We start from the raw sequence: 26,418 nt of genomic DNA, 5'->3' as shown, positions 1-26,418 counted from the left end.
TGCCATTCTATTCACGGAGAGCCGATGCACTCGTACCCGATGAGTCCCTTGCAAGGCCAGATGATGGATGAACCGCTGCTCATCTCGGGCATTCTCGAGTTCGCGGCGCGCCATTACGGCGATACCGAGGTCGTCTCGCGCCGGGTCGAGGGCGACCTGCACCGCTACACCTACCGCGATTGCGCGCGCCGCGCGCGCCAGCTGGCCAACGCCCTTGGCGCGCTCGGCATCGGGATGGGCGAACGCGTCGCGTCCCTGGCCTGGAACGGCTACCGCCACCTGGAGCTGTACTATGGCGTGTCCGGCTCGGGCGCGGTGCTGCACACGATTAATCCGCGCCTGCATCCTGACCAGGTGGCCTATATCGTCAACCACGCCGACGACCGCGTCCTGTTCTTCGACCTGACCTTCCTGCCGGCCATCGAAGCCATGGCGCGCCAGTGCAAGACGGTCAAAGCCTATGTCGCGCTGTGCGGCCGCGAGCACATGCCACCGGCCGGCGCAATCCCCGGCCTGTTGTGCTATGAAGACCTGATCGAACGAGAGTCCAGCGACTACGAGTGGCCGCAGTTCGACGAGCGGTCGGCGGCGGCCCTGTGCTACACCTCGGGCACGACCGGCAATCCGAAAGGCGCCCTGTACTCGCACCGCTCGACGGTGCTGCACGCGTATGCCTCTGCGATGCCGAACGCCTTGAGCGTCTCGAGCGCCGACGTGGTGCTGCCGGTGGTGCCGATGTTCCATGTGAATGCCTGGGGGCTGCCGTACTCTGCGCCGCTGGCGGGCGCCAAGCTGGTGTTCCCGGGGCCGGCGCTGGACGGCAAGTCGCTGTACGAGCTGTTCGAGGCCGAAGGCGTGACCTTTTCGGCCGGTGTGTTCACCGTCTGGCTGGGCCTGATCAACCACGTCCTGTCCAATGACTTGCAGTTCTCGACCTTCCGCCGCACCGTGATCGGTGGCTCGGCCTGTCCGCCGGCCATGATGGATGCCCTGATCGACCGCCTGGGTGTGCAGGTGGTGCACGCCTGGGGCATGACCGAGATGTCGCCGCTCGGTACTGCCTGCAAGCTGCTGGCTAAACACAGGGACTTGCCGCAGGAGGCGCAGCGCGCCGTGCTGCGCAAGCAGGGCCACGCGATCTATGGCGTCGACCTGAAGATCGTCGACGACGACGGCGCCGAATTGCCATGGGACGGTGCGACCTATGGCCACTTGCTGGTCAAGGGGCCGTGGGTGGTGTCCGGCTATTTCCGGGACGAGGGCGGCGACGTACTGCAGGACGGCTGGTTCCCGACCGGCGACGTGGCCACGATCGATGCCGACGGCTACCTGGCGATCACCGACCGCAGCAAAGATGTGATCAAGTCGGGCGGCGAGTGGATCGGCACGATCGACCTGGAGAACGTCGCGATGTCGCACCCGGCGGTGCTGCAGGCGGCCTGCATCGGCGTCCAGCACCCGAAGTGGGCCGAGCGGCCCTTGCTGGTGGTGGTGCGCCGGCCCGGCATGGAGGTCTCGCGCGAGGAGTTGCTGGACTGGTTCGCCGGCAAGGTGGCCAAGTGGTGGACGCCGGACGACGTGGTGTTCGTCGAGAGCCTGCCGGTGGGCGGCACCGGCAAGATCCAGAAGAACAAGCTGCGCGAAGCGTATGGGGGACACAGGCTGCCGACGGCCTGATGTATCCCAGGTCGAGGCGAAAAGAGGTGCGGCAGACACCAACGGGGCGCGGCGAAGACGCACGGACAGGTAGACTGTTATCACTTTTGATAACTTTAGCTTACTGGATCTTCAATGCGCCTGCTCATCGCCCTCATCCTCCCCTGGCTCACCTTCTTCACCATCGGCCGCCCGATCGCGGGCATCATCTGCCTGATCCTGCAAATCACGCTGGTCGGCTGGCTGCCCGCAGCGATCTGGGCCGTCTACGCACTGAGCCAGTACAAGACCGACCAGAAGATCGAGCGCGCACGCCAGCAGCGGGAGTTTTGACCGGTGCCGGCTGTTGCCTGAATAGTACGTTCGTGCATTTTCTCCGGTATAGTGGGCGGTTCATCCAGCACCACCTACGAGGAGAACCAGAGACATGAGCGCCGACTACCAGGTCCACGGCAGCGTTGCCGTCATCACCCTGAACAACCCGCCGGTCAACGGCCTGGGGCTCGCGACCCGCAGCGCCGCCGTGCAGGGCGTGCAGGCCGCCGAGAGCGATCCGGCGGTCAAGGCGATCGTGCTCACTGGCGCCGGCAAGGCCTTCTCGGGCGGCGCCGACATCCGCGAATTCAATTCTCCGAAGGCGCTTACCGAGCCGACCCTGCACTCGCTGATCCGGGTGGTCGAAAATGCCTCCAAGCCGGTCGTGGCGGCGATCCACAGCGTGGCCATGGGCGGCGGCCTGGAGCTGGCGCTGGGTTGCCACTACCGCGTGGCGCTGCCGGGCGCGCAGATCGCGCTGCCAGAAGTCAAATTGGGCCTGATTCCGGGCGCCGGCGGCACCCAGCGCCTGCCGCGCCTGCTCGGCCTGGAAAAGGCGCTGGGCATGATCGTCGGCGGCAGCCCGATCCTGTCCGAGAAGCTGGCCGGTTCGCTGCTTTTCGATGAAGTCTTCAGCGCCGGCACCGAGCTGCTGCCGGCCGCCATCGCTTTCGCCGACAAGGTCGCCGCTGCGCGTCCGCTGCCAAAGGTGCGCGATCGCGCCGTGAAACACCCCGACGCGGCCGGCTTCTTGGCGTCCGCGCGGGCGCAGGTGGATGGCGCCGCTGGTCCGTTCCCGGCGCCGCGCGCCTGCGTCGAAGCGGTGGCGGCCTCGGTGACGGCCGACTCGTTCGAGGACGGCTTGCGCTTCGAGCGCGAGCGCTTTATTCAACTCACCGCCACGAGTGAGTCGAAGGCGCTGCGCCATGCCTTCTTCGCCGAACGTTCGGCCGGCAAGGTGCCCGACGTACCGGCCGACACGCCGCTGCGCGCCATCGCGACGGCGGCCGTCGTTGGTGCCGGCACCATGGGTGCGGGAATCGCCATGAATTTCGCCAACGCCGGCATCCCGGTGACTATCCTCGAGATGAAGCAGGACGCCCTCGACAATGGGCTGGCCGCGATCCGCATGGTGTATCAGAGCGGCGTACGCAAGGGCAAGCTGGCGGCCGACCAGCTCGAACAGCGCATGGCCATGATCAAGGGCACGCTGTCCTACGATGCTATCGCCCAGGCCGACATCGTGGTCGAAGCGGTGTTCGAGGACATGGGCGTCAAGGAGCTCGTGTTCCGCGAACTGGACAAGGTCATGAAGCCGGGTGCGATCCTGGCCACCAATACCTCGACGCTCGACGTCAACCGGATCGCCGCTTTCACCGGGCGTGCGCAGGACGTGATCGGGCTGCATTTCTTCAGCCCGGCCCACGTGATGAAGCTGCTCGAGATCGTGCGTGGCGCGCAGACCGGCAATGACGTGCTGGCCACCGCGCTGGTGCTGTCGAAAAAACTGAAGAAGACGGGCGTGGTGTCGGGCGTATGTGATGGTTTCATCGGCAATCGCATGCTGGAGCAGTACCTGCGGCAGGCGGTGTTCCTGCTGGAAGAAGGTGCGCTGCCGGAGCAGGTCGACCGCGCCATCGAGACCTTCGGCTTCGCGATGGGACCGTTCCGCATGAGCGACCTGGCCGGCAACGACATCGGCTGGCAGATTCGCAAACGCCGCGCCATCGAGTCGCCGGGCTTCACCTATTCGAAGCTGCCGGACCTGCTGTGCGAACAAGGCCGTTTCGGGCAAAAGACCGGCGCCGGCTGGTACGACTACCGCGCAGGCGAGCGCAAGGCAGTGACGTCGGAGGCGGTGAACGATATGGTGGTGCGCTACTCGGCCGACATCGGCGTGACGCGGCGCGTGGTTGCCGACGAGGAGATCGTCGAGCGCCTGGTGTACGCACTGGTGAACGAAGGCGCGAAGATCATCGAGGAAGGGATTGCGCTGCGCGCTTCCGACGTCGACATGGTCTACCTAAGCGGCTATGGCTTCCCGCTGCATCGGGGCGGCCCGATGTTTTATGCAGACAGCGTCGGCTTGCCGCAGGTGCTGTCGGCGGTCGAGCGTTTTGCGCAGGGACGTCAGGGCGAGGCGTGGCAGCCGGCGCCGTTGCTTGCGCGATTGGCGCCACTCGGCCAGGGCTTCAACGGGTAAGGATCGACGCCGGCTTTCGCCGGCTCGAAAAAAATGCCGCTGGCTAGCCAGCGGCATTTTTCATTGGACACCCGCTATCTCAGTCGTTCGCGTAGATATTATTATCCTTGGTCTCCCGCACGAACAAGGCGCCGATCACGAAGGTGATCAGTGCGATGACGATCGGATACCACAGCCCGTAATAGATATCGCCTTTGAACGCCACCAGCGCAAAGGCGGTGGTCGGAAGCAAGCCCCCGAACCAGCCGTTACCGATGTGATACGGCAGCGACATCGAGGTGTAGCGGATCCGGGTCGGGAACATCTCGACCAGCATCGCCGCGATTGGGCCGTACACCATGGTCACGTACAGCACCAGTATGAACAGCAGCAAGACCAGCATCGGCTTGTTGATCTGCGCCGGATCGGCCTTGTCTGGGTAGCCGGCGGCCTTGAGGGCGCCGTTCACCTCTGCCTTGAGTGCTGCTTCGCTGGCCAGCGAGGGCTTGTCGAAGTTCAGGTTATCCGGCGTCATGACCGCGTTGAAGGAGCGGTATTCGGTTTCGCCGATCTTGATCGTCGCGACGGTGCCGGGCGGCGCATCGACGCGGTTGTAGCTCACCGAGGCCGCGGTCAGCATGCGGGTGGCGATGTCGCACGAGTTCGGGAATTTCTTGGTGCCGGTGGCGTCGATCTGGAAGCTGCAGGTATTTGGATCGGCTACCACGACCACCGGCGCGGTCTGCAGCGCGGTTTCGAGCGCGGGATTGCCGTAGTGGGTGATGGCCTTGAAGATCGGGAAGTAGGTGGCGGCGGCGATCACGCAACCACCGAGGATGATCCACTTGCGGCCGATCTTGTCCGACAGCGCGCCGAACACGATGAAGAACGGGGTGGCCAGCAGCAGCGCGATGGCGATCAGGATGTTCGCGGTCGGGTCGGCGATCTTGAGCGTCTTGGTCAGGAAGAACAGGGCGTAGAACTGGCCGGTGTACCACACCACGGCCTGGCCCATCGTCAGGCCGAGCAGGGCCAGCAGCGCGACCTTGGCGTTCTTCGGCTTGAGGAAGGCTTCGGACAACGGCGCTTTCGAGGTCTTGCCCTCGGCCTTCATCTTGGCGAAGGCCGGCGACTCGTTCATCGACAGGCGGATCCAGACCGAGATGCCGAGCAGCACGACCGAGATCAGGAAGGGAATACGCCAGCCCCAGGCCTGGAATTCCTCTTCGCCGGTCAGGGTGCGGGTGCCCAGGATGACCAGCAGCGACAGGAACAGGCCGATCGTGGCCGTGGTCTGGATGAAGGCCGTGAACAGGCCGCGCTTGCCGTGCGGAGCGTGCTCGGCCACGTAGGTGGCGGCGCCGCCGTACTCGCCGCCCAGCGCCAGGCCTTGCAGGATGCGCAGGGTGACGAGGATGATCGGCGCCGCGATGCCGATCTGCGCATAGCTCGGCAGGATGCCGACCAGGAAGGTCGAGGCGCCCATCAGCAGGATGGTCACCAGGAAGGTGTACTTACGGCCGATCATGTCGCCCAGGCGGCCGAACACCAGCGCGCCGAACGGGCGCACGATGAAGCCGGCGGCGAAGGCGAGCAGGGCGAAGATGAAGGTGGTATTCGGGTCGCCGATGAAGAACTGCTTGGCGATGATGGAAGCGAGCGAACCGTAGAGATAGAAGTCGTACCATTCGAAAACGGTGCCGAGGGAAGACGCGGCGATGACCTTGCGTTCTTCCTTGGTGAGTCCGGCGGAGGTGGGTGCAGCTTGTCCTCCGACAGTATTGCCGGGTGTGATAGCCATGGGTGTCTCCGTAATTAATTTTGTGTAACCGGAAATGCTGATTGTTGGTCAGCTAACTTCACTGTGCGCCTGAAACCTTACGCGAATCTTGCATATTGCTTACAGCTAGCTTACAGGTAAGTTCCCTGGTCTCGCGTCTCCTTGTCGGACTACTCCCCGTTCATAGGAGAGATTCATCCTAGTTAGTCCCGGATATGAATTTGATATTTCTTCGCGAACGGTCGTGCTGTCGCTATGCTATGCTCGATCGGCTTCCCTCTCCGGCAACGGCAGGGAAGGCAATCACCCACCATGAATAGGACAGGAAACAGAATGATCAAGCACATCGTGATGTGGAAGCTGAAGGAACAGGCCGAAGGCGCGGACCGCGCCACCAATGCGCGCGAGATGAAGCGCCGGCTCGACGAGTGCGCGACCATCGTGCCGGGCATCCTGACTTTCGAGGTCACTCTGGCCCAGCCCGATCTCGAGGCGACCTATGACGTGGTGCTGTACTCGGAATTCGCCGACCGCGCCGCGCTCGAGGCTTACATCAAGCATCCGACCCACCAGGCGGTCGTGCCCTTCATCGGCGCCATCCGCGAAGGGCGCCAGTGCATGGACTACGAGGTCTGAGCCTTTCATCATAAAAACCAGGAGACCGCATGCGCACCACGCAGGAGCTGTTTTCACTGAAGGACAAGACCGCCATCGTGACCGGTGGCTCGCGCGGGCTCGGCCTGCAGATGGCGCAGGCGCTCGGCGAGCAGGGTGCGCGGCTGGTGATCTCGTCGCGCAAGCAGGAGGAACTCGATGCCACCGTGGCCCAGCTGCACGCCCTCGGCATCGAGGCCAGCTGCTTCGCGGGCGACCTGTCCGACCCTGGCCAGGCGCAGGCGCTGGTTGAACAGGCGATCGCGCGCCTCGGGCACGTCGACATCCTGATCAACAATGCGGGCGCCACCTGGGGCGCGCCGGCCGAGGACTATCCGCTCGAGGCCTGGGACAAGGTGATGAACCTTAACGTGCGCTCGATCTTCCTGGTGTCGCAGGCGGTCGGCAAGCTGTCGATGATTCCGCGCCGCTACGGACGCATCATCAATATCTCATCGATCGCCGGCCTGGCCGGCAACCCGCCCGATGCGATGCAGACGCTGGCGTACAACACGTCCAAGGGCGCAGTGGTAAATTTCACCCGTACGCTTGCCGGCGAGTGGGGGCGCTACGGCATCACGGTCAACTCGATCGCGCCGGGCTTCTTTCCGTCGAAGATGACGAAAGGCGTGCTCGCCACCTATGGCGCCGATGGGCTGGCCGCTGCGGCCCCGCTCAAGCGCCTGGGCGACGACGAAGACCTGAAAGGCGCCGTGGTGCTGTTCGCTTCGGATGCTGGCAAGCACATCACCGGCCAGGTGCTGGCGGTGGATGGTGGGGTGACGGCGGTCTAGTTTAGGGAGGGGCAGGGATGGACGAGTTTCACGATAAGGTTGCGGTGATCACGGGCGCCGCCAGCGGCATGGGGCGCGAGTTCGCCAACCTGGCCGCCAGCCTGGGCATGAAGCTGGTGCTGGCCGACGTCCAGCCCAAGGCCCTCGAAAAGGCGGCGGATGAGCTGGCGAAGCAGACCGAGGTGCTGGCCATGGTATGCGACGTGCGCAAGGGCGAGCACGTACAGGAACTGGCCGATTCGGCGATGGCGCGTTTCGGCGCGGTGCACCTGGTGTTCAACAATGCCGGCGTGGGCGCCGGCGGCCTGGTGTGGGAGAACTCCGAGGAAGACTGGGAGTGGGTGCTGGGCGTGAACCTGTGGGGCGTGGTCCATGGTGTGCGCGTGTTCACTCGTACGATGCTCGAATGCGCGGCGCAAGACCCGGGCTATCGCGGCTGGATCGTCAACACCGCTTCGATGGCGGGGCTGCTCAATTCGCCGGCGCTGGGCATCTATAACGTGTCCAAGCATGCGGTGGTGTCGCTCACCGAGACCCTGTACCACGATCTCAAGCTGGTCGATGCGCCGATCGGCACCTCGGTGCTGTGTCCGTACTTTATCCCGACCGCGATCGCGCAGTCGCACCGGCACCGGCCGGACGAATTGCGTACCGACGAAATCATGACCGCGAGCCAGATGGCGGCGCAGGCGCTCACCGAAAAGGCGGTTGGTTCCGGCAAGGTGTCGGCGGCGGACGTGGCGCGCCTTACTTTTGACGCGATCCGCGAAGAGCGTTTCTATGTGTTCTCGCACCCGCAGGCGCTGGGCGCGGTGGCCGAGCGCATGGATGCCCTGGTCCATGCGCGGCAGCCGGCGGATCCGTATGCGGCGACGCCGCATTTGAAAGAGATCCTGAAAGCCGGAATGAAAGGACGACGGTAGGGTGGGCGGGTCTCCCGCCCACGCGTTCAACTCACGCCGCGGCGACGACGCCCGGCTGAACCACCCGCTCATGTAACTCCGGCGCCGCGTCCCGATACAGCTTGACCACGGTCGAGGTGCGGGTGCCATATTCGGGCGACTCGATGCACACCGGCGACAGCATGCGTTCCATCTCGATCGGTACGCCGGTCTCCGGCAGCCGCACGTCCGGCGCGCGCGTGGTATCGGCCAGCATCTCGAAGTAGGCATCCTCGGGCGCCCCCTGGCACAGCAGGCTCGCGAATTGGGCCTTGGTGCGCAGCACCTTGGGCCACGGCGTGTCGAGCAGGCCGTTGGAGATTCCGTAGATGCGACCCCGGGCCAAAGGCTGCCCGTTGCGCGGATCATCCTTGCCGCGGTTCGAGTACCAGTACAGCGTATCGCGGTCGCCCAGCACCAGGTTGTAGCCGTTGTACAGGTCGGGACGTGCCGCCAGTTCGGCCACATACGCCGCCGCATCGAGCTCGCCGCGCAAATAGTCGGCCACCAGCGCGCCGCGCGACGGTGCGTCGAGCCGGCGCTCTTGCGGGGCGCGGATATTGGTCAGCGCCGCGAAGCGCGGGCCGGTCGGGCCGGTGAGCGACACGCCCATCCAGCTGCCGCCGCCCTGCAGGTCGCGGCCCGCGATCACGTGCGGCGCCTGCGGCCAGGGGCCGGCCGGGGCGGCGGGGCGGTCATAGAATTCGTCGCGGTTGGCGGCCGCGATGACGGGCATGCCGGGAACGACGTGCCAGGCGAAGACGATCAGGCACATGGCGGCAAGTCCGTGAAGATTTCAAGACGGCGCGGCCCGGCGAGCAGGGCCTCAATGCCGGCGTCGACGACCGCCTGCTTCAACACTGCATCGAAAGCGTCAGTCACGCCTGGATAGACTTCCATCCAGGTCTGCAGGCCGTCCTTGTCTTCGGGACGGCGCTTGAGCGCTACCCGCACGCCCACGTTCTGCTCCAGACGGCGAGCCATGGCGTGCACCAGTGGCGCCAGCCGTGCGGCGTCCTCGCTGCGTACCTTGTAGTAGACGTATAGGTCGACCATCGCTAGTCGTCGATCGCGTCGAGGCTATAGGGCATGGGCAGGAAGCGCAGCGGCGCGCCGGTGGCCGAGCCCAGATGGACATCTTCGCCAAGCGCCGCGAGCTTGATCTCGACCAGCGCATCGGCGCCGCCACGGCCGTTCGGCGCGGCGTTGACCACCATGCCGCAGGGCTGATCCGGATCCGCCGCCGAGAAGACTTCGTCGCCAGCGCGCGCGGCGGCATTCTCGATGCTGGCCAGCGCGGTGCGGCGCTTGATCTTGCCGAGGTATTTGGTGCGCGCGACGATTTCCTGGCCCGGATAGCAGCCCTTCTTGAAATTGACGCCGCCCAGCAGCTCGAGGTTGATCATCTGCGGCACGAACTGCTCTTGCGTCGCGGCGCTCACCTGCGGCTCGCCGGCGTGGATGGTGGCCAGGCGCCAGGCCTGGTTGCCGCCCAGTGCCAGTTCTTGTTTCAACACCGGCAGGGCCGCGCTGGCGGTTTCGCTTGATGCGATCCACAGGTAGCGCGGCGCGCCGAAGGCGTCATGCAGGCGCAGCACGGTGCCGAACTCGCCGCTGGTCTTGCCCATCGGCGCGGCTGGCAGCGTATTGACGAAACGGCCAAGCGCCGCCTGCGCCTTGGCGCCGCCAAGGCCGAGTACGGCCATGAATGGTGCTTCGTCGGTGGCATCACGCAGCTTGGCTTTGCTGCGCAGCACAAACATCGACAGGCGTTTTTGCAGCGGCGGCTGGATGGCGCGCGGCAGTTGCAAATACACGGTATCGAGCCCAGCATCGGCGTCGCGCCACATCAAAAAGCTCGCTTGCAGGCGGCCTTTCGGCGTGCAGAAACCAGCGAAGCGGGCCTCGGTTTGCTGCAGGTGCTCGACGTCGTTGGTGAGCTGCGCGTGCAGGAATTTCGCGGCTTCTTCGCCGGCCACGGCGATCAGGCCCTGGTCGGTCACGGTGGCGACAAAACCGGCCGCGAGCGCGTCGCTATCGAGGGGCGCGCCGAAGTCCTCGACCTGGGTGGCTTCGTCGAGATGAAAGCGTGCGCCATGCGTGGCGAGGTGATCAGTCCAGTTACTCATGAAATTCCGAAATATTTTGGCAATTAGGCTTTATCATTACGGCCTCATTATAGAGTTGTCGGGGAAATCGCGCCGGGAGCGCCGCAATCCGCATTGGCATCCGTGTTTGAACCCGCACACACCACATGGCATTCATAAAAAAATTACTCGTTACCGGCGTCGTGGTCACGCTGGCAGCCGCAGGCGGATTCTCCTGGTGGACCAAGCACTCGCTGACCACGGGCGGTGAGCCGATCGAATTCACGATCAATCCCGGCAGCGGCGTCGCATCGAGCGCGCAGCAGATGGTGGCGGCCGGTGTGCCGATCAACCCGACCATGTTCGTGCTGTTGGCGCGCCTGACGGGCGACGCCGCCCGCATCAAGGCCGGCAGCTATGAACTCAAACCCGATACCAGCCCGCGGCGCCTGCTGACCCAACTGGTGCGCGGCGAGTTCGCGCAAGAAGCGATCGTTATCATCGAGGGCTGGACATTCCGCCAGATGCGCCAGGCCATCAGCTCGCACAATCGTCTCAAGCACGATACCGTCAAGCTGTCCGACCAGGAATTGATGGGCAAGATATCGACCGAGTTCAAAGACCCTGAGGGCATGTTCTTCCCGGATACCTACCTGTTCGCCAAGGGCTCGTCGGAAATCGAGATCTACCGGCGCGCGCACCAGGCGATGATCGACCACCTGAACGCAGCCTGGGAAAAGCGCAACAAGGATCTGCCGTACAAGACGCCGTACGAGGCGCTGATCATGGCGTCGATCGTCGAGAAGGAAACGGGCCAGAAGAGCGAGCGCAATATGATCGCCGGCGTGTTCGTCAACCGTCTGCGGACCGGTATGCTGCTGCAGACCGACCCGACCGTGATCTACGGCATGGGCCAAGCCTATGCGGGCCAGATCCGCAAGAAGGACCTGCTGACGGATACCCCTTACAATACCTATACGCGCGGCGGGCTGCCGCCGACGCCGATCGCGCTGCCGGGGTTGCAGTCGCTGAATGCGGCGCTTGCGCCGGCCGAGACGCCGGCGCTGTATTTCGTGGCGCGCGGCGATGGCACCAGCCACTTTTCGGATAACCTGCTGGACCATAATCGGGCGGTCAATCGTTTCCAGCGTGGCATCACCAACGGTCCACTGACCGAATCCCACTAACACGAAGCAAGGCAGCACATGCAGGGCAAGTTCATTACCTTCGAAGGCATCGACGGGGCGGGGAAGTCGACTCACATCGGCTTCGTCACCGATTTTCTCGCGTCGCGGGGCAAGCAGATCGTCTCGTCACGCGAACCGGGCGGCACGCCGCTCGGCGAAAAGCTGCGCGACTTGCTATTGCACGAAAAGATGCACCTGGAGACCGAGGCGCTGCTGATGTTCGCCAGCCGCCGCGAACACATCGCACAAGTGATCGCGCCCAATCTGGCCGCCGGCAAATGGGTGCTGTCGGACCGTTTCACCGACGCCAGCTTTGCCTACCAGAGCGGCGGCCGCGGCCTGCCGCGCGCCAAGATGGAAGCGCTGGAAGCCTGGGTGCATCCCGAACTCCAGCCCGACCTGACCCTGCTGTTCGACGTGCCGCTCGAGGTGGCGCGCCAGCGCCTGGACGCGACCCGCACGCTGGACAAATTCGAGCGCGAGCAGGCCGACTTCTTTGCGAAATGCCGCGCTGAGTACCTGCGCCGCGCAGAGCAATTCCCCGAGCGTTTCGTCGTGGTCGACTCGACCAGGAGCATTGCCGATATCCAGGCCAGCCTGGCCCAAGTTCTGGAGAAATTGTTGTGACGATGTACCCGTGGCAAGGGGCCGCCTGGTCCCGGCTGCAGCAGATGCGCGCGCGCATGCCGCACGCGATCCTGTTCCATGGCCCGGCCGGCACCGGCAAGGCCGATTTTATCGAAGCCTTTGCCCAGGCCTTGCTGTGCGAGAGCCCGCAGCCTGACGGGCATGCCTGCGGGGCCTGCGCGTCCTGCGGCTGGTTCGTGCAGCACAACCATCCGGATTACCGCCGCGTGCGGCCTGAGGTATTCGAAGACGATCTGCCGGCCGACGGCGAGGACGGCGAAGCGGGCGCCAAGTCGAAATCGACCAAGGCGCCGTCGAAAGAGATCAAGATCGAGCAGATCCGCAATCTGTCGGATTTCATGAATATCTCGACCCACCGCCAGGGTTTAAGGGTGGTGGTGCTGTATCCGGCCGAGGCGCTGAACATGCCGGCCTCGAATGCGCTGCTCAAGACGCTGGAAGAGCCGCCACCTGGCACCGTGTTCCTGCTGTCTTCCAACAGCCTCGACCGGCTGCTGCCGACGATCCTGTCGCGTTGCCGCAAGTTCGCGCTGCCGACGCCGTCGCACGACGAGGCCCTGGCCTGGCTCAAGGAGCAGGGCGTGCCGGACGCCGACAGCTGGCTGCGCGAGCAGGGCGGCGCGCCGCTGGCGGCCCTGGCCGAGTCGACCAATGGTAGCCGTGAGGACATGGAAGCGTTGCTGCATTTCCTGGCCCGGCCCGCGCCGGACGCCGCGCTGCGCGCCGCCGAGAAGCTGGCCAAGGCCGAGCTGCCGGCCCTGGTGTCGTGGACCCAGCGCTGGCTGTACGATGTGTTTTCGTACAAGTTGTCAGGCAATATTCGCTACTACCCGCGCTACCAGAAGGAGTTGGCGGCGCTGGCCGGCCGCGTGCAGACGCCGGGCCTGCTGCGCGTGATCAAGGCCGTGAACGAGCGGCGCGCTGTGGCGGATCATCCTTTGTCGGCAAAATTGTTTGTCGAAGATATGCTGCTTGAGTACACTGCTTGCTGCACATGAAAGGACCACGATGAGCGTCACCCAGCCAGAGACGAATGCAGCCCAGGCCCCGCGGCCGTCGGTGCTGTCGCTGGCGATCAAGGAAAAGGCGGCGCTGTACGCGGCCTATATGCCGTTCCTGAAAAATGGCGGCATGTTCGTGCCCACCAACAAACCTTACAAGATCGGCGACGAGATCTACCTGATCCTGGCGCTGATGGACGACCCGAACAAATACCCGATCGCCGGCACTGTCGCCTGGATCACCCCGAGCGGCGCCAATAACAACAAGGCGCAAGGCATCGGCGTGCATTTCCCGGCCGACGAGGCTGGACAGCGCGCCAAGGCCCGTATCGAAGAGATTCTCGGCGCGGCGCTGCGGTCGTCGCGCGCAACCCATACCCTGTAACCACCACCTTCGTTTCATGCCATCCTACGTCCATCGCCTGGCCCAACGCGACGACCTGCCGGTCATCGTCGATATCTACAATTCCACCATTGCTTCGCGTGAAGTCACTGCCGACACCGCACCTATTACGGTCGAGTCGCGCGTGGGTTGGTTCAATGACCACACGCCCGATCGGCGTCCGCTGTGGGTGATCCACGATGCCGAGGACAAGAGCGAGCATCCCGAAGTGCTGGGCTGGCTGTCGTACTCGAACTTCTATGGCCGTCCGGCGTATTCGGGCACGGCCGAGGTGTCGATCTATATCGCCGAAAGCGCGCGTGGCAAGGGTCTGGGGCGCTACTGCCTGGAGCTGGCGATGGCGTTCGCGCCTGAGGTCAAGGTGCATACCCTGCTGGGCTTTATCTTCGGTCATAACCAGCCGAGCCTGGCGCTCTTCCGCAAATACGGGTTCGAGACGTGGGCTAATTTCCCGCGCGTGGCCAATCTCGACGGGATCGAGCGCGACCTGATTATTCTGGGCAAGCGCGTCGCAGACTGATGTAGAAAGAGCGGGATGGATACCGCTCTTTTTTCTTTGGGCCGTTACAACGCTGTGTCAGCGCAGCCTGGCGCTGTTTCAGCAATCATTTCGGCTTGTAGGAAACGCGACCAGATAACGCAATCGTGCCGGCGCCGGTGGACAGGTCTTCGGTGCCGCTCAAATAGCCGCCGCCGGTTGCGCGAGCATAGGTGCCGGAGCCGCCGGTGATGGTGAAGGTGCCGCCGTTCATGACGTAGGCAGTGCCTGCGCCGGTGGGAAGGAACTGGCCACCGTAGTTAGCGAAGATCTGGTCGCCGTTCGGAAACAGCAGGACGAACTTGCCGTTGCTGAAGGTGAATGTCGTGCCAGATTGGGCGAAGCAATCTCCTCCGACGAACGCGACTGGCGTTCCGTCGGCCGTCTCACCATGGCCGGCAAGCTTGCCGCCGAGGGTGGACGCACATTGCGTCGCGGGACCGACTTTTTCATTGAATACGCCTTTGACTTCAAGCGCCCTGGTCACGGTGGGGCCGGCCGAGGCCGAGAGCGAAGCGGCCATCAGGACGAGGCTGGGCAGGAGGCGGAGTGAGACAGTTTTCATCGCGATATTTCTTCGGTTGTTAAAAAATTGATATGACACATACTAAGATAAGTGAAGAATTTTGTTTCGCGCACGATTCGATCTTTTTACGTTGTTGCAAGTTTTCCACGTTTGCCGCATAGACCACCGTTTCCCCGCATTGGGTTCCCGGCCCCAGACGGGAAGTGAAGCGGCTGTGCGGTAGTGGCCTGCATGGCGCTCCCCGCCGCCTGGCTTTACAATGACAGGATGTTTATCGATTCCCATTGCCACATCAATTTCCCGGAACTGGCAGCCCGGATGCCCGAAATCCTGGCCAAGATGGCCGAGAACAAGGTGACGCACGCGCTGTGCGTGTCGGTCGATCTGCCTGACTTCCCGCAAGTGCTCGCCCTGGCCGAGCAGCATCCCCACATCTTCGCCTCGGTCGGCGTCCACCCCGACTATGAAGACACGGCGGAGCCGACCGTGCAGCAACTGGTCGAGCTGGCCAACCACCCGAAGATCGTCGCCATCGGCGAGACCGGCCTGGACTATTACCGTCTCGAAGGCGACCTGGAATGGCAACGCGAGCGCTTCCGCGTGCACATCCGGGCCTCGCGCGAAACCCGCAAGCCCCTGATCATCCATACCCGCGCCGCCAGCGAAGACACGATCCGCCTGATGAAGGAAGAGGGCGCCGGCACGGAGGCGGGAGGCGTGGCCGGCGTCATGCACTGCTTCACCGAATCGCTGGCCGTGGCCGAGGCCGCCATGGCCCAGGGCTTCTATATTTCGTTCTCGGGCATCGTCACGTTCAAGAGCGCCAAGGAATTGCAGGCGGTGGCGCAAGCCGTGCCGCTCGAGCGCATGCTGATCGAGACCGATTCGCCGTATCTCGCACCGGTGCCATTCCGCGGCAGGATGAACGAGCCGGGCTATGTAGCCCATGTGGCCGAGTACATCGCCACGCTCAAGGGCGTCTCGCTGCGCGAGGTTGCCGACCGCACCAGCGAGAATTTCTTCAACTTGTTCCAGACCGCCAGGAGCTGACACGTGCCGATCCGCCGCTTGCTTGCCACCAGTTTGCTGTTTGCTGTAGTTGCCGGCGCCCACGCCGCCCTCCCGCCCACGCCGCAGCAGGTAAGTTCCTTCTTCCGCGCCGTGCAGATGGATGACGCCAGCACGGTGCGCAAGATGGTCGGTGCGGTCGTCAATGCCAATGAGCTCAATCCCCTGGGCGGCGAGCCGGCCCTGGTGCTGGCGATCCGCGAAGGCTCGCGCGAGGTGATCCTCGAACTGCTGCGCCATCCGGGTACTGACCTCGAGCGCAAGGCGGTCAATGGCAATACGGCGCTGATGATGGCCGCCTTCAAGCGCGACGAAGAGGTCGTCCGCGCCCTGTTGAAAAAAGGGGCCAAGGTCAATCAGCCGGGCTGGACCGCGCTGCACTACGCGGCCGCCAGCGGCGACGACAAGATCGCGCAATTGTTGATCGAACATGGCGCCAAGCTCGACGCCGTGTCGCCACGTGCCAGCGGCGCATTTACGCCATTGATGATGGCGGCGCGCGAAGGGAAGGATACGACGTCGAGGCTCCTGGTCGCCCGCGGCGCCAATACCGCGCTGAAGAATACGGAAGGCCATACCGCGGCCCAGATCGCCAAGCAGGCGGGACGCGACGAACTGGCCAGGGAACTGGGCGGCGCTACCCGCTGAACCTTCCCGCGTGACAATTCGATCCTGAATTGGACGGTAAAACGCGCTTAGCTCGACCAATTGCGCAAGGGCAATGGTATCCATAATGCTTCTACGGTCAAACGACCACCGATTACCAAGGATACCCATGCTCAACGAACGCGAAATCGAAAGCTGCTACCTGGGGCAGTTCATTCCAGTCCACTACCATCACAATATGCTGATGGACCAGAACCGGATGCACAGCTTCAAGAATGCCATCCACTATTCCGTGCTCCCCGGCGCGAAAGTGCTGGAACTGGGCGGTGGCACTGGTGTGCTTTCCTTCTTCGCGGCCCAGAGTGCCTCGAAAGTGTATTGCGTCGAGTTCAACCCGGACATGGTCCAGGAAGCGCGCCGCTTCCTGGCGATGAACCCCAATGGCCACAAGGTGGAGGTGGTGCACGCCGACGCCTTCGACTACCTGCCGCCGGAACCGGTCGACGTCGTGATCTGCGAAATGATCCACGTCGGCATGCTGCGCGAAAAGCAGGTCGAGGTGATCGAATCGTTCAAGCGCCGCTACCTGGCCAAGTTCGGCGGCCCGCTGCCGCTGTTCATGCCGGAAGCCGTGATCATGGCGGTCCAGCCGATCCAGCAGGCGTATGATTTCGACGGCTTCTATGCCCCGATCGTCCAGTTCCAGGAAACCGGCGTGGTCCAGCCAGGCACGGCCGAGCTGGCCCAGCCCGCCGTGTACAGCATCCTCGACTTCAGCCAGCCGGTCGACAGCCTGATCGCCTGGGAAGGCTCGATGGTGGTGGAGCAGGGCGGCACCCTGAACGCGATGCGTTTCGTGACCAAGAACGTGCTGGCCATCGTGCAGGAGCAGGCGACCACGATCGACTGGCTCAACCACTACATGACCCTGCCGCTGTACCGTCCGGTCGAGGTCAAGGCCGGCGACCTGCTGCGCATCTCCTTCGCCTACCGCGCTGGCGGCTCGATCCCGTCGCTGCAAGCGTCGATCAAGGTCGAGGTCGTGACCGAGCAGGCGGCCACCGAGGCGCATGCGCCGACGGTGGAGGAAACTGCCACCTACGCCTGATTCCTCGGTGCCGGCCGGTATAGTCGGCGCAGGCGTCTAGTTTCACGAAATTGTTGAGTTAGCGCTACCCGTCGCCCTCGCGAAGGCGGGGGCCTAAGTTCTGCACGCGTCATCGCTATGCTTGCAAACTTAGGCCCCCGCCTCCGCGGGGGCGACGTGCATGCGGCGGCTTGATCGGTCGTTGCTACCGTTCAGCCCACATTTCCTCCCGTTTATCGCACCCCGCTGGCCCCAGCACCTCTTTCGGCCTACATTCACCATGATGCTTCTTCATGGAGAAAGACGATGCTGAGTTTCCTGGTATGGTTGCTGCTGCTGTTCCTTTGCTGGCCAATCGCGCTGCTTGCCTTGCTGCTGTATCCTGTGGTGTGGCTGCTGTTGTTGCCGTTCCGCCTGCTTGGGATCGGCGTCGATGCCGTGTTCAACCTGCTGCGCGCGATTGTCATGCTGCCCGCGCGCGTGCTCGGTCACAATCCGGCGCGCTGACGAGCCTGCTTAAGTCTTCGGCAGAATGTTCGGCAGATAACAGACTATGGCCACTTGATCTTCTACTGTGGAGCTGCGCGCTTTCATCCGGAAAGCGCGCATTGAATAGAGGAAAATGACTATGCGCCTGGATATTTACCGCAGAGCCGAACACGACGGCAAGTTCTCGTACCTGGCCGTGCCCGAAGCCAAGAACATCCCCGAAGAAGCCACCAATACCGATTGGGAGATCGAAGCCCGTGCCTTCGAGGTCGACGACAACGCCGACCAGATCGAGGATTTCGACATCGACAACCTGAGCGGCCAGATCGCCGAAAAAGGGTATGCGATGACGTCGGTGCTGCACTGACATTTTCCTGGCGGTGTTGCCACCGCCAGCGCCGGCGGGCGGGCTTTCCAGCCCGTGCGCCGGCGCCATCCTCCCTCTCCAGGAAGTCGGCGGGGCCGCCACGGCCCAGTAGCCGTTGTGGTATCCTGCGTCCTTGATCAAGGGAGTCAGCCGCTTGGGTGGCTGCGATGGAGGAAGTGATGAAGTGGGTCGTGGTAGGTTTCTATATTCTGTCTATCCTGCACATCCATTTCCGCGGGCGCGTGCGTCTGCCGTTCCGTCGCCAGATCTTCGATCACTCGTCGTTCATGGCGCCCATCAATATCTTCATGCACAAGTTCTCGAAGGTGCCGAACACGCCCTTCATCCCGGTGAGCGAGTTCCCCGAACTGGCGCGCCTGCAAGAGAACTGGCCGATCATCCGCGCCGAAGCCGAGAACCTGCTGGCGCTCAAGAAGATCAAGGCCGCCGAGCAGAACGACGATGCCGGCTTCAATTCCTTCTTCAAGAACGGCTGGAAGCGCTTCTACCTCAAGTGGTATGACGCCAGTCATCCGTCGGCCGAGCGCCTGTGCCCGCAAACCTATGCGCTGCTGCAATCGATCCCCTCGGTCAAGGCGGCGATGTTCGCCGAGCTGCCGCCGGGCGGCAAGCTGAACCCGCACCGCGATCCGTTCGCCGGCTCGATGCGCTACCACCTGGGCCTGGCTACGCCGAACGACGACCGTTGCTTCATCGACGTCGATGGCGAGCGTCACAGCTGGCGCGACGGCGAGGGCGTCGTGTTCGACGAAACCTTTATCCACTGGGCAATCAACGGCAGCGAGAGCGACCGCGTGATCCTGTTCTGCGACGTCGAGCGCCCGATGCGCTACCGCTGGATGCAGGCCTTCAACCGCTGGTTCGGCCGCACCGTGATGACCGCCGCCGCCTCGCCGAATGAAACCGGCGACCAGGTCGGCCTGGTGAGCAAGCTGTTCCGCATTTCCTTCTATGCCGGCCAGTACCGTCGCCGCTTCAAGGCCTGGAACAAGACCGCCTACAACATCACCCGCGTGGCGCTGGTCATCGCGCTGGCCGCCTTCATCTATTGGATCTGATCCTACTTAAGCCGTAGTGCGTGCAGGCGGCCACGCCTGCACAATCCCTGTGTTCCCGAAAACGGACATTCGGCCATTGTCGCTACAATGGCCGTCCTGAATCCCACACATGGAGGAAGTCGATGGCAAAAGTACTGGTTCTGTATTACTCGTCGTATGGCCACATCGAGACGATGGCGAATGCTGTCGCCGAAGGCGCGCGCAGTGCGGGCGCGACGGTCGACGTGAAACGGGTTCCCGAAACCGTTCCAGAAGACGTCGCCAAGGGTGCCCACTTCAAGCTCGATCAGGCCGCGCCAGTCGCCACCGTCGCCGAGCTGGAGCACTACGATGCCATCATCGTCGGTGCGCCGACCCGTTACGGCCGCATGCCGGGCCAGATGGCGGCCTTCCTCGACCAGACCGGCAGCCTGTGGGCGCGCGGCGCCTTGAACGGCAAGGTGGGCGGCGCCTTCACCTCCACCGCCACGCAACACGGCGGTCAGGAAGCCACGCTGTTCTCGATCATCACCAACCTGCTGCACTTCGGCATGACCATCGTCGGCCTGCCGTACAGCTACCAGGAACAGATGACGCTGGACGAGATCGTCGGCGGCAGCCCCTACGGCGCCACCACCATCGCCGGCGGCCAGGGCCAGCGCCAGCCGAGCGAGAAAGACCTGGGCGGCGCCCGCCACCAAGGCGAATTGATCGCCAAGACCGCCAACAAGCTGTTCGGCTGATCCACGCGATCCGGCCCGCTGCCGCTTGGCAAGCAGCGGGCATATTGAATCTTTGGTATCTTGGCACTCTGCCGCCGCGGCGGTTCTTCATGAGGCGCCAACGACATGACCACGCTTTTCGATTTTCCTATCACCAAAAAATGGCCGGCGGCACATCCCGAACGGCTGCAGCTGTACTCGATGCCCACCCCGAACGGCGTCAAGATTCCGATCATGCTCGAAGAGATCGGCTTGCCGTACGAGGTGCACAAGGTCGACTTCGCGAAAGACGAGCAGAATTCGCCGGCCTTCCTGTCGCTGAACCCGAATAACAAGATTCCCGCCATCCTCGATCCGGACGGCCCGGACGGGCAGCCGCTGGCGCTGTTCGAATCGGGCGCGATCCTGCTCTACCTGGCCGAGAAGAGCGGCAAGCTGATCCCACGAGATGCGGCGGGGCGCTATCGCGTCATCCAGTGGGTGATGTTCCAGATCGGCGGGGTGGGACCGATGTTCGGTCAGCTCGGCTTCTTCGTCAAGTTCGCCGGCAAGGACTACGAAGACAAGCGCCCACGCGACCGTTATGTGGCCGAATCGCGCCGGCTACTCGGCGTGATCGACGCGCAGCTGGCCCAGCACACCTGGATCGCGGGCAACGACTTCACCATTGCCGACATCGCGGTATTCCCCTGGATTAATGGTTTGCTGAATTTCTACGAGGCGGAGGACCTGATCGGCGCCGAAGACTTCGGCAATGTGAGGGACGCGCTGGAGCGTTTCCTGGCGCGCCCCTCGGTCAAGAAGGGACTCAAGATCCCGTCCTGATTTCGCCGTGGATCAGTATGGGCTGGACGTCGGGCGCACGATCATCTCGCTGACGTCGACGTCCGCCGGCTGTTCGATGGCGAAGGCGATGGCGCGCGCGATCGCTTCCGGCTTGATCGCGCCCTTGCGGAATTCGCGCATCGTGTCGCGCGCCAGCGGGTCCGAGATCGAATCGGCCAGTTCCGACTCCACCACACCGGGCGAGACCAGGGTCACGCGGATGTCGCCGCCCACTTCCTGGCGCAGGCCTTCGGTGATGGCCGCCACCGCGAACTTGGTGGCGCAGTAGACGGCCGCCGTCGGGCTGACGGTGTAGGCGCCGATCGAGGCGATATTGATGAACTGGCCGCTGCGGCGCGCCTGCATTCCTGGCAGCACGGTAGCGATCCCGTGCAGCACGCCGCGGATATTCACGTCGATCATGCGGTTCCATTCGTCGATCTTGAGTGCATCGAGTTTCGACAGGGGCATCACGCCCGCATTGTTGATCAATACGTCGACCTGGCCATGGCGCTCGATGGCGAAGTCGACGAACTCGCGCATGCTTTCCAGGCTCGTCACGTCGAGTTGGGCGACGTCGGCCTTGCCGCCGGCTTCGCGGATATCGGCCGCCAGCGCCACCAGGCGTTCGGTGCGGCGCGCGCCCAGCACCACGCGGTGGCCGAGCGTGGCGAGATGGCGGGCGGTGGCTTCGCCGATGCCGCTGCTGGCGCCGGTGATCAGGACGACTTTGGACAGTTGGTCTTTCATGGTGGGCTCCATTGTGTGGTTGGACAGTGGAGCCAGTATGGACGCGGCGGCCCGCGCCGCCCATGCCGATTACTCTGCATGGATTGCACGATCCTCCGGATGTTAAAAGGGCGCCCGCAGGCGCCCGCCGTCAAATTATGATCAGCCACCACGTCGTTCCCGCGAAGGCGGGAACCCAAGTCTTCGACGTAGTCGAAACGCTTGCAAAACTTAGGTTCCCGCCTCCGCGGGAACGACGTTTCTACGCTAACTCGAGCGCCTACCCTGCCACATGCAGCCGCTTAAGCCTTCGGCGCTTGATCGCGCGGACGCTGGCGGTGGAAGGTTAACGGCGTATAGGCCACATTCGACGGCGGCGGCGATTTGAGGATGTTCGTCTTCATGGCGCCCACCACGTGCATCTCGCACGGCTTGCAATCGAAGCGCAGCGTGTACTTCTCGTCGCCGCTGACCAGCGTCATCGGCTCGGCCTTTACCTGGCCCTGCACGCCTTGTACGCCCTTGGCCTGCTTCGGGCACAGGTTGAACGAGAAACGCAGGCAGTGCTTGGTGATCATCAGCGACACTTCGCCGGCTTCCTCGTGCGCTTCATACGCGGCGTCGATCAGCTGCACGCCGTGCTTGTGATAAAAGGCGCGTGCTTTCTCGTTGTAGACGTTGGCCAGGTAGCTCAGCTGGGTGTCCGGGTAGACGGGCGGCGGTTGCACCGACGCCTTGCGCTGCGGGCGCTCCCAGGCCGCCAGGCGCGCCGCCTCGTGCGCCGCGATGGCGTCGCGGCGCAGGGCGTTGATAGCGGCGCTCGGCACGAACCACGGCTGGCTCAGATGCAGGGCGACGTGGCCGGCCTCGAACATCGTGTTGCCCAGCTTGGCCAGGCTGGCGCGCAGCCCGGCGTCGGCCTGGGCCGCCTGCTGGGCCGGCTGCAGCTCGAGCATCGCTTCGGCGCTCGATGCGATGCCGTCTTCGTCGACGATGTCCAGGCGCAGGCCGCCGGGTACTTCGCTCAGGATCAGGTCGACCGCTACCTTGCGCTCGGACGATTTTTTATTGAGCGTGGCTTCCCACTGGTGGTCGCGGTTGCGGTGGATGACGGTGCCCACCTTCAGCCCGACCAGGGACTGCATTGGCTCGTTGGGGAACACGCGCCAGCGCTGGCCGTCGGCTTCCTCGCCCAGCTTCTCGGCGCGGTTGGCCTGGATGCCGCAGGTGTCGCGCTTGTTCATGTAGTTCAGGCCGTCGCCATTGGCCATCGGCGCCGTGGTGACGATGTCGAAGCTGTCGCCGTTCAGGCGCGCCACGATGCCCAGTTCCACGCCCACGTATTTCGGCGAGTCGAAGGCGCCAATGTCCGTCAGGCGGCCCTGGGCGAAGTATTCGGTGTGGCCGCGGTGGAAGTTCTTGTCGACGTCGGGCGTGAACATCACGCGGGTGCGACCGCTGGCAGCGCGCGCGAACTCCGGACGGCGCTCGAGCAGCTCGTCCAGCAGCAGGCGGTAGTTGGCCGTGATGTTCTTGACGTAACCCATGTCCTTGTAGCGGCCCTCGATCTTGAACGAGCGGATGCCGGCATCGACCAGCGCCTCGAGGTTGCGGCTCTGGTCGTTGTCCTTCATCGACAGCAGGTGCTTGTCGAAGGCGACCACGCGGCCCTGGCCGTCGGAGAGGGTGTAGGGCAGGCGGCAGGCCTGCGAGCAATCGCCCCGGTTGGCCGAGCGGCCGGTGTCGGCGTGCGAGATATAGCACTGGCCCGAATAGGCCACGCACAGCGCGCCGTGCACGAAGTATTCGAGCGGCGTGTCGGTGGCGGCGTGGATCTTGCGGATCTGCTCGACCGTCAGCTCGCGCGCGAGCACCAGCTGTGAAAAGCCGACGTCGCCCAGGAATTTCGCCTTCTCCGCGCCGCGGATGTCGCACTGGGTGCTGGCGTGCAGCTGGATCGGCGGCAGGTCGAGTTCGAGCAGGCCCAGGTCCTGGATGATCAGCGCATCGACGCCGGCCTCGTACAGCTGCCAGATCTGCTTGCGCGCCAGCTCGAGTTCGCTGTCGTGCATGATCGTGTTCATGGTCACGAAGATGCGCGCACGGTAGCCGTGGGCGAACTTGACCAGCGCCGCGATGTCCTCCAGCGGATTGCTGGCGTTGTGGCGCGCCCCAAAGGCCGGTCCACCGATGTACACGGCGTCGGCGCCGTGGAGGATCGCTTCGCGGCCGATTTCGGCGGTCTTGGCGGGCGAAAGCAATTCGAGCTCGTGGGCAAGCAGGGACATGGTATTTCCTTTGGGGCGAAGGACGAGATTATAGCGAGATGAGGCCTGCGCGTCATGCGCAGTGTGGCGTCTTGTCACTATGAAACCATCTTGAGCGAACGCCGCAGCCCGGACGCGGTCCAACCCGCATCGACGCCGCTTGCGAAAGGATGGCCGATGGCGGATCAGCCACACCCCGGGGAGCCGGCCGGGCAGGACCACACGCGGCATGCGAGCTACCTCCTGCTCGGCGGTGGCCTGGCCGCGGCCACCGCCGCCGAGACGCTGCGCCTGGAGGGCGCGCAGGGCGCCATCGTGATGGTGGCGGACGAGCGCGACCCGCCTTATCACCGGCCGCAACTCTCGACGCGCTTCCTTGAGGGAGATATCGCGCCGCCACTGGCAACAGTGCTGCCGCCCGAGTACTTCCATGACAATGGCGTGACCCTGCTGTCCGGCGTGCGCGCCACCGGCCTCGATGCCGAGGCCCAGCTGGTGCGCACCGATCACGCCGGCACGATCCGCTATGACCGGCTGCTGGTCGCCACCGGGGTGCGTCCCATTCACCTCGACGTACCGGGCGCTGGGCTACCCGGTATCCACTACCTGCGCACGGCCGTTGACGCGCGCACGCTGCGCGGCGCGATGGAGGGCGCGGCGCGGGCCGTGGTGGTCGGCTCCGGTTTCATCGCCCTCGAGATGGCCGCGGCCTTCGCGCGCAAGGGTATAGAGGTGACCGTGCTGGCGCGCCACGGCATCCTGTTCGACAAGCTGCACGACCACGGCATCAGCGACTACCTGCGCGCACTGTACGTTGGCCAAGGCGTGGAGGTGCTGGCCGACAGCGCCGCCGCCTTCCATGGCGACAGGCGGGTCGAGATGGTCGTGACCGAAGGCGGGCGCCGGCTGCCGTGCGAGCTGGTCGGGGTCGGCATCGGCGTCGCGCCCGATCTCGGCTGGCTGCACGACAGCGGCCTGGCGCTGGACGACGGCGTGTGCGTCGACCAGTACCTGCAAGCATCGCATCCGCTGGTGTGGGCGGCGGGCGACGTCGCCAATTTCATGGATCCCGTGTTCCGCCTGCGCCACCGCATCGAGCACTGGGACAACGCCGTCAAGCAGGGACGGCTGGCGGCCCGCAATATGCTGGGCATGCGGCTGCGCTACGACGAGGTGCCGTATTTCTCCTGCGATCTGTTCGGGCAGGGCTTCCAGTTCCTGGGCCAGCCGGACGCCGGCCACCAGCATGCCCGGCTGGGCCGCCCCGAAACTCGCTCCTGGGCCTGTCTCTACCTCGACCACGAGGTGCCGCGCGCCTTGTTCTCCACGGGGCGGCCGGCGATCGAGACGCGCGCGATCGAATCCCTGATCCGCTACCGCACCAATATCGGCTGGGCCTGCAAGCGCCTGCACGAGCCGGATTTTTCCATCACCCGCATCCCCAGCCAGACCGCGCTGATCCTGCAGGGCGGCGGGGCGCTGGGCGCCTTCGAATGCGGCGTCGCCCGCGCGCTGGAAGACGCGGGCATTCAGCCCGATGTCATCGCCGGGGTGTCGATCGGGGCCTTCAACGGCGTCATCATGGCCGGCAACCCGGGTCATGCGGCCGAGGCGCTGGAGGATTTTTGGCGCAGGCTGTCGCTCGACATGCCGGGGGCGGCGTACGCGCTGCTCGACGACCGTGCGCGGCGCCTGCTCGGTTCGTGGCAGACGCTCGCCTTCGGCGTACCGGCCTTCTTTCGGCCGCGCTGGAGCGGCATTTTCACTGGCATGGAGCCGCTTTCATGGACCAGCCTGTACGACCCGACGCCGATCAAGGAATTATTGAAACGCTACGTCGATTTCGGGTCGCTCAAATCCAGCCCGGTGCGGCTACTGGTCAGCGCGGTTAATGTCGAGACGGCGCGTCTGGAAATCTTCGACAGTTACGTCGACGACCTGAGCCCCGACCACATCCTGGCCAGCGGCAGCCTGCCGCCGGGCTTTCCCTGGACCACGATCGACGGCAAGCACTACTGGGATGGCGGCATCATCAGCAATTCGCCACTCGAGCTACTGCTGGAGCACTCGGGTACGGCGCGCAAACGTATCTTCATCGTCGACCTGTATCCAGAAACCGGCTCGCTGCCCACCAGCCTGATGGAAGTGCTGGGCCGGCGCGACGAGATCGTGTTCGCCGAGCGCATTCGGCGCGACAGTACCGAGCAATCGCTGGTGCGCGACTTTCGCAAGCTGGTCGAGGGCATCCTGGCGTACGCTACCTCGCCGGCCCAGGCCGATCAGGTGCGGCAGTGGCCCACCTATATCCAGCTGATGGGCGACAAGGATGCCGGGCCCAGCATCACCCGGATCGTGCGCAAGGGTAGCGAATGCGAGACGGCGGCGCGCGACTACGATTTTTCGGCGCTGTCGATCGCGCGCCATATGGAAGAGGGCCAGGCGGCCGCCCGCGAAGCGCTCGCGGCGCTGCGCGGCTAGGGATATCATG

General features: G+C 64.3%; 27 protein-coding genes. 20 read left to right on the top strand and 7 right to left on the bottom strand.

The annotated features are described in order from the left end of the window. Positions 1-24: 24 nt before the first annotated feature. From SOM28_RS22320 to SOM28_RS22310, 3 genes are all read left to right on the top strand, one after another. Positions 25-1,677: a 3-(methylthio)propionyl-CoA ligase gene (locus tag SOM28_RS22320; protein ID WP_320469496.1), complete on the top strand. Its 1,653-nt coding sequence runs from the start codon at positions 25-27 to the stop codon at positions 1,675-1,677. A 114-nt stretch (positions 1,678-1,791) separates the two neighbouring features. Continuing rightward, a complete protein-coding gene (locus SOM28_RS22315; protein ID WP_109343581.1) occupies positions 1,792-1,989 on the top strand; it encodes a YqaE/Pmp3 family membrane protein in 198 nt (65 codons plus the stop codon). 94 nt (positions 1,990-2,083) lie between these two features. Beyond that, positions 2,084-4,174 (top strand): 3-hydroxyacyl-CoA dehydrogenase NAD-binding domain-containing protein, encoded by a 2,091-nt coding sequence (locus SOM28_RS22310; RefSeq protein ID WP_320469495.1) that lies wholly within the window; start codon positions 2,084-2,086, stop codon positions 4,172-4,174. A 79-nt stretch (positions 4,175-4,253) separates the two neighbouring features. Here SOM28_RS22310 and SOM28_RS22305 read toward each other — a convergent pair whose 3' ends face one another. Beyond that, the gene (locus SOM28_RS22305) at positions 4,254-5,954 is read right to left on the bottom strand and encodes an MFS transporter (RefSeq protein WP_123071708.1); all 1,701 of its coding nucleotides are present in this window, start codon (positions 5,952-5,954) and stop codon (positions 4,254-4,256) included. 312 nt (positions 5,955-6,266) lie between these two features. Between SOM28_RS22305 and SOM28_RS22300 the strand changes: the two genes are divergently transcribed. The 3 genes from SOM28_RS22300 to SOM28_RS22290 are packed head-to-tail and all read left to right on the top strand — an operon-like array spanning position 6,267 to position 8,304. Then, positions 6,267-6,569, top strand: a complete 303-nt coding sequence (locus tag SOM28_RS22300; RefSeq protein WP_147934325.1) for a Dabb family protein — start codon at positions 6,267-6,269, stop codon at positions 6,567-6,569. A 29-nt stretch (positions 6,570-6,598) separates the two neighbouring features. Next, a complete protein-coding gene (locus tag SOM28_RS22295) occupies positions 6,599-7,381 on the top strand; it encodes an SDR family oxidoreductase (RefSeq protein WP_320469494.1) in 783 nt (260 codons plus the stop codon). Positions 7,382-7,398: 17 nt separating this feature from the next. Continuing rightward, positions 7,399-8,304 (top strand): SDR family oxidoreductase, encoded by a 906-nt coding sequence (locus SOM28_RS22290; protein ID WP_320469493.1) that lies wholly within the window; start codon positions 7,399-7,401, stop codon positions 8,302-8,304. A gap of 31 nt (positions 8,305-8,335) precedes the next feature. Here SOM28_RS22290 and SOM28_RS22285 read toward each other — a convergent pair whose 3' ends face one another. The 3 genes from SOM28_RS22285 to ygfZ are packed head-to-tail and all read right to left on the bottom strand — an operon-like array spanning position 8,336 to position 10,451. Continuing rightward, positions 8,336-9,097 carry an NRDE family protein gene (locus SOM28_RS22285; RefSeq protein ID WP_320469492.1) on the bottom strand — a complete coding sequence of 254 codons (762 nt, stop codon included), beginning with the start codon at positions 9,095-9,097 and terminating at the stop codon, positions 8,336-8,338. Further along, complete coding sequence (locus SOM28_RS22280) at positions 9,088-9,378, bottom strand: DUF4936 family protein (protein ID WP_123070491.1); 291 nt, start codon at positions 9,376-9,378, stop codon at positions 9,088-9,090. Before SOM28_RS22280 ends, SOM28_RS22285 begins: the two co-directional genes overlap by 10 nt. A 2-nt stretch (positions 9,379-9,380) precedes the next feature. Next, entirely contained in the window at positions 9,381-10,451 is a 1,071-nt protein-coding gene (ygfZ, locus tag SOM28_RS22275; protein WP_320469491.1) for a CAF17-like 4Fe-4S cluster assembly/insertion protein YgfZ, read from the bottom strand. A 125-nt stretch (positions 10,452-10,576) separates the two neighbouring features. Here ygfZ and mltG point away from each other — a divergent pair, with 125 nt between their 5' ends. From mltG to SOM28_RS22250, 5 genes are read left to right on the top strand one after another with little or no spacing between them, the layout of a single operon-like run. After that, positions 10,577-11,596, top strand: a complete 1,020-nt coding sequence (gene mltG, locus SOM28_RS22270) for an endolytic transglycosylase MltG (protein WP_183407481.1) — start codon at positions 10,577-10,579, stop codon at positions 11,594-11,596. Between the two features lie 18 nt (positions 11,597-11,614). Continuing rightward, a complete protein-coding gene (gene tmk, locus SOM28_RS22265; protein ID WP_123070489.1) occupies positions 11,615-12,223 on the top strand; it encodes a dTMP kinase in 609 nt (202 codons plus the stop codon). A 2-nt stretch (positions 12,224-12,225) separates the two neighbouring features. Continuing rightward, positions 12,226-13,242 carry a DNA polymerase III subunit delta' gene (locus SOM28_RS22260; RefSeq protein WP_370663545.1) on the top strand — a complete coding sequence of 339 codons (1,017 nt, stop codon included), beginning with the start codon at positions 12,226-12,228 and terminating at the stop codon, positions 13,240-13,242. 10 nt (positions 13,243-13,252) lie between these two features. After that, entirely contained in the window at positions 13,253-13,630 is a 378-nt protein-coding gene (locus SOM28_RS22255; RefSeq protein ID WP_071362970.1) for a PilZ domain-containing protein, read from the top strand. 16 nt (positions 13,631-13,646) lie between these two features. Further along, positions 13,647-14,168, top strand: coding sequence for a GNAT family N-acetyltransferase (locus tag SOM28_RS22250; protein WP_123070339.1), 522 nt, complete (start codon positions 13,647-13,649; stop codon positions 14,166-14,168). 85 nt (positions 14,169-14,253) lie between these two features. On the opposite strand, the gene SOM28_RS22245 is transcribed toward SOM28_RS22250, so the two are convergent. Then, on the bottom strand, positions 14,254-14,751 hold the full coding sequence (locus SOM28_RS22245) for a hypothetical protein (protein ID WP_320469490.1): 498 nt from the start codon (positions 14,749-14,751) through the stop codon (positions 14,254-14,256). Between the two features lie 228 nt (positions 14,752-14,979). Between SOM28_RS22245 and SOM28_RS22240 the strand changes: the two genes are divergently transcribed. The 8 genes from SOM28_RS22240 to SOM28_RS22205 all read left to right on the top strand — a co-directional run bounded on the left by SOM28_RS22240 (position 14,980) and on the right by SOM28_RS22205 (position 20,934). Further along, entirely contained in the window at positions 14,980-15,762 is a 783-nt protein-coding gene (locus SOM28_RS22240) for a TatD family hydrolase (RefSeq protein ID WP_320469489.1), read from the top strand. Between the two features lie 3 nt (positions 15,763-15,765). Further along, the gene (locus SOM28_RS22235; RefSeq protein WP_123070336.1) at positions 15,766-16,428 is read left to right on the top strand and encodes an ankyrin repeat domain-containing protein; all 663 of its coding nucleotides are present in this window, start codon (positions 15,766-15,768) and stop codon (positions 16,426-16,428) included. A gap of 127 nt (positions 16,429-16,555) precedes the next feature. Continuing rightward, complete coding sequence (locus SOM28_RS22230) at positions 16,556-17,494, top strand: class I SAM-dependent methyltransferase (protein WP_320469488.1); 939 nt, start codon at positions 16,556-16,558, stop codon at positions 17,492-17,494. A gap of 285 nt (positions 17,495-17,779) precedes the next feature. Further along, positions 17,780-17,980 (top strand): hypothetical protein, encoded by a 201-nt coding sequence (locus SOM28_RS22225; protein WP_320469487.1) that lies wholly within the window; start codon positions 17,780-17,782, stop codon positions 17,978-17,980. 121 nt (positions 17,981-18,101) lie between these two features. Next, complete coding sequence (locus SOM28_RS22220; RefSeq protein WP_123070333.1) at positions 18,102-18,329, top strand: DUF6139 family protein; 228 nt, start codon at positions 18,102-18,104, stop codon at positions 18,327-18,329. Positions 18,330-18,508: 179 nt separating this feature from the next. Continuing rightward, positions 18,509-19,408, top strand: coding sequence for a lipid A hydroxylase LpxO (gene lpxO / locus SOM28_RS22215; RefSeq protein WP_320469486.1), 900 nt, complete (start codon positions 18,509-18,511; stop codon positions 19,406-19,408). A 122-nt stretch (positions 19,409-19,530) separates the two neighbouring features. Beyond that, positions 19,531-20,130 (top strand): NAD(P)H:quinone oxidoreductase, encoded by a 600-nt coding sequence (gene wrbA / locus SOM28_RS22210; RefSeq protein WP_123071795.1) that lies wholly within the window; start codon positions 19,531-19,533, stop codon positions 20,128-20,130. Between the two features lie 105 nt (positions 20,131-20,235). Further along, on the top strand, positions 20,236-20,934 hold the full coding sequence (locus tag SOM28_RS22205) for a glutathione S-transferase N-terminal domain-containing protein (RefSeq protein ID WP_123071796.1): 699 nt from the start codon (positions 20,236-20,238) through the stop codon (positions 20,932-20,934). Positions 20,935-20,946: 12 nt separating this feature from the next. Here the strand turns inward: SOM28_RS22205 and SOM28_RS22200 are convergent, their stop codons facing one another. Both SOM28_RS22200 and SOM28_RS22195 read right to left on the bottom strand, forming a co-directional pair. After that, complete coding sequence (locus SOM28_RS22200) at positions 20,947-21,684, bottom strand: SDR family oxidoreductase (RefSeq protein ID WP_123071797.1); 738 nt, start codon at positions 21,682-21,684, stop codon at positions 20,947-20,949. A 281-nt stretch (positions 21,685-21,965) separates the two neighbouring features. Next, positions 21,966-23,951, bottom strand: coding sequence for a peptidase U32 family protein (locus SOM28_RS22195; RefSeq protein ID WP_320469485.1), 1,986 nt, complete (start codon positions 23,949-23,951; stop codon positions 21,966-21,968). A 156-nt stretch (positions 23,952-24,107) separates the two neighbouring features. On the opposite strand from SOM28_RS22195, the gene SOM28_RS22190 reads away from it, so the two are divergent. After that, complete coding sequence (locus SOM28_RS22190) at positions 24,108-26,408, top strand: FAD-dependent oxidoreductase (protein ID WP_320469484.1); 2,301 nt, start codon at positions 24,108-24,110, stop codon at positions 26,406-26,408. Positions 26,409-26,418 lie beyond the last annotated feature (10 nt).

It is taken from the genome of Massilia sp. CFBP9026, assembly GCF_034045165.1.
Classification (GTDB): Bacteria; Pseudomonadota; Gammaproteobacteria; order Burkholderiales; family Burkholderiaceae_D; genus Telluria; species Telluria arenae.
Note: the sequence above shows the minus strand (reverse complement) of the source record. Positions and strands in the feature narration are given on the sequence as shown.

Bases quoted from the DNA above. Each gene is read 5' to 3' on its own strand.
- SOM28_RS22320 (WP_320469496.1), top strand. From the start codon at position 25: ATGCACTCGTACCCGATGAGTCCCTTGCAAGGCCAGATGATGGATGAA.
- SOM28_RS22250 (WP_123070339.1), top strand. From the start codon at position 13,647: ATGCCATCCTACGTCCATCGCCTGGCCCAACGCGACGACCTGCCGGTC.
- SOM28_RS22190 (WP_320469484.1), top strand. From the start codon at position 24,108: ATGGCGGATCAGCCACACCCCGGGGAGCCGGCCGGGCAGGACCACACG.
- wrbA (WP_123071795.1), top strand. From the start codon at position 19,531: ATGGCAAAAGTACTGGTTCTGTATTACTCGTCGTATGGCCACATCGAG.
- tmk (WP_123070489.1), top strand. From the start codon at position 11,615: ATGCAGGGCAAGTTCATTACCTTCGAAGGCATCGACGGGGCGGGGAAG.
- SOM28_RS22290 (WP_320469493.1), top strand. From the start codon at position 7,399: ATGGACGAGTTTCACGATAAGGTTGCGGTGATCACGGGCGCCGCCAGC.
- SOM28_RS22285 (WP_320469492.1), bottom strand. From the start codon at position 9,097: ATGTGCCTGATCGTCTTCGCCTGGCACGTCGTTCCCGGCATGCCCGTC.
- SOM28_RS22255 (WP_071362970.1), top strand. From the start codon at position 13,253: ATGAGCGTCACCCAGCCAGAGACGAATGCAGCCCAGGCCCCGCGGCCG.
- SOM28_RS22295 (WP_320469494.1), top strand. From the start codon at position 6,599: ATGCGCACCACGCAGGAGCTGTTTTCACTGAAGGACAAGACCGCCATC.
- SOM28_RS22225 (WP_320469487.1), top strand. From the start codon at position 17,780: ATGCTGAGTTTCCTGGTATGGTTGCTGCTGCTGTTCCTTTGCTGGCCA.
- SOM28_RS22200 (WP_123071797.1), bottom strand. From the start codon at position 21,684: ATGAAAGACCAACTGTCCAAAGTCGTCCTGATCACCGGCGCCAGCAGC.
- SOM28_RS22195 (WP_320469485.1), bottom strand. From the start codon at position 23,951: ATGTCCCTGCTTGCCCACGAGCTCGAATTGCTTTCGCCCGCCAAGACC.
- SOM28_RS22300 (WP_147934325.1), top strand. From the start codon at position 6,267: ATGATCAAGCACATCGTGATGTGGAAGCTGAAGGAACAGGCCGAAGGC.
- SOM28_RS22315 (WP_109343581.1), top strand. From the start codon at position 1,792: ATGCGCCTGCTCATCGCCCTCATCCTCCCCTGGCTCACCTTCTTCACC.
- lpxO (WP_320469486.1), top strand. From the start codon at position 18,509: ATGAAGTGGGTCGTGGTAGGTTTCTATATTCTGTCTATCCTGCACATC.
- SOM28_RS22205 (WP_123071796.1), top strand. From the start codon at position 20,236: ATGACCACGCTTTTCGATTTTCCTATCACCAAAAAATGGCCGGCGGCA.
- SOM28_RS22240 (WP_320469489.1), top strand. From the start codon at position 14,980: ATGTTTATCGATTCCCATTGCCACATCAATTTCCCGGAACTGGCAGCC.
- SOM28_RS22245 (WP_320469490.1), bottom strand. From the start codon at position 14,751: ATGAAAACTGTCTCACTCCGCCTCCTGCCCAGCCTCGTCCTGATGGCC.
- SOM28_RS22220 (WP_123070333.1), top strand. From the start codon at position 18,102: ATGCGCCTGGATATTTACCGCAGAGCCGAACACGACGGCAAGTTCTCG.
- SOM28_RS22280 (WP_123070491.1), bottom strand. From the start codon at position 9,378: ATGGTCGACCTATACGTCTACTACAAGGTACGCAGCGAGGACGCCGCA.
- SOM28_RS22230 (WP_320469488.1), top strand. From the start codon at position 16,556: ATGCTCAACGAACGCGAAATCGAAAGCTGCTACCTGGGGCAGTTCATT.
- SOM28_RS22305 (WP_123071708.1), bottom strand. From the start codon at position 5,954: ATGGCTATCACACCCGGCAATACTGTCGGAGGACAAGCTGCACCCACC.
- mltG (WP_183407481.1), top strand. From the start codon at position 10,577: ATGGCATTCATAAAAAAATTACTCGTTACCGGCGTCGTGGTCACGCTG.
- SOM28_RS22310 (WP_320469495.1), top strand. From the start codon at position 2,084: ATGAGCGCCGACTACCAGGTCCACGGCAGCGTTGCCGTCATCACCCTG.
- ygfZ (WP_320469491.1), bottom strand. From the start codon at position 10,451: ATGAGTAACTGGACTGATCACCTCGCCACGCATGGCGCACGCTTTCAT.
- SOM28_RS22260 (WP_370663545.1), top strand. From the start codon at position 12,226: ATGTACCCGTGGCAAGGGGCCGCCTGGTCCCGGCTGCAGCAGATGCGC.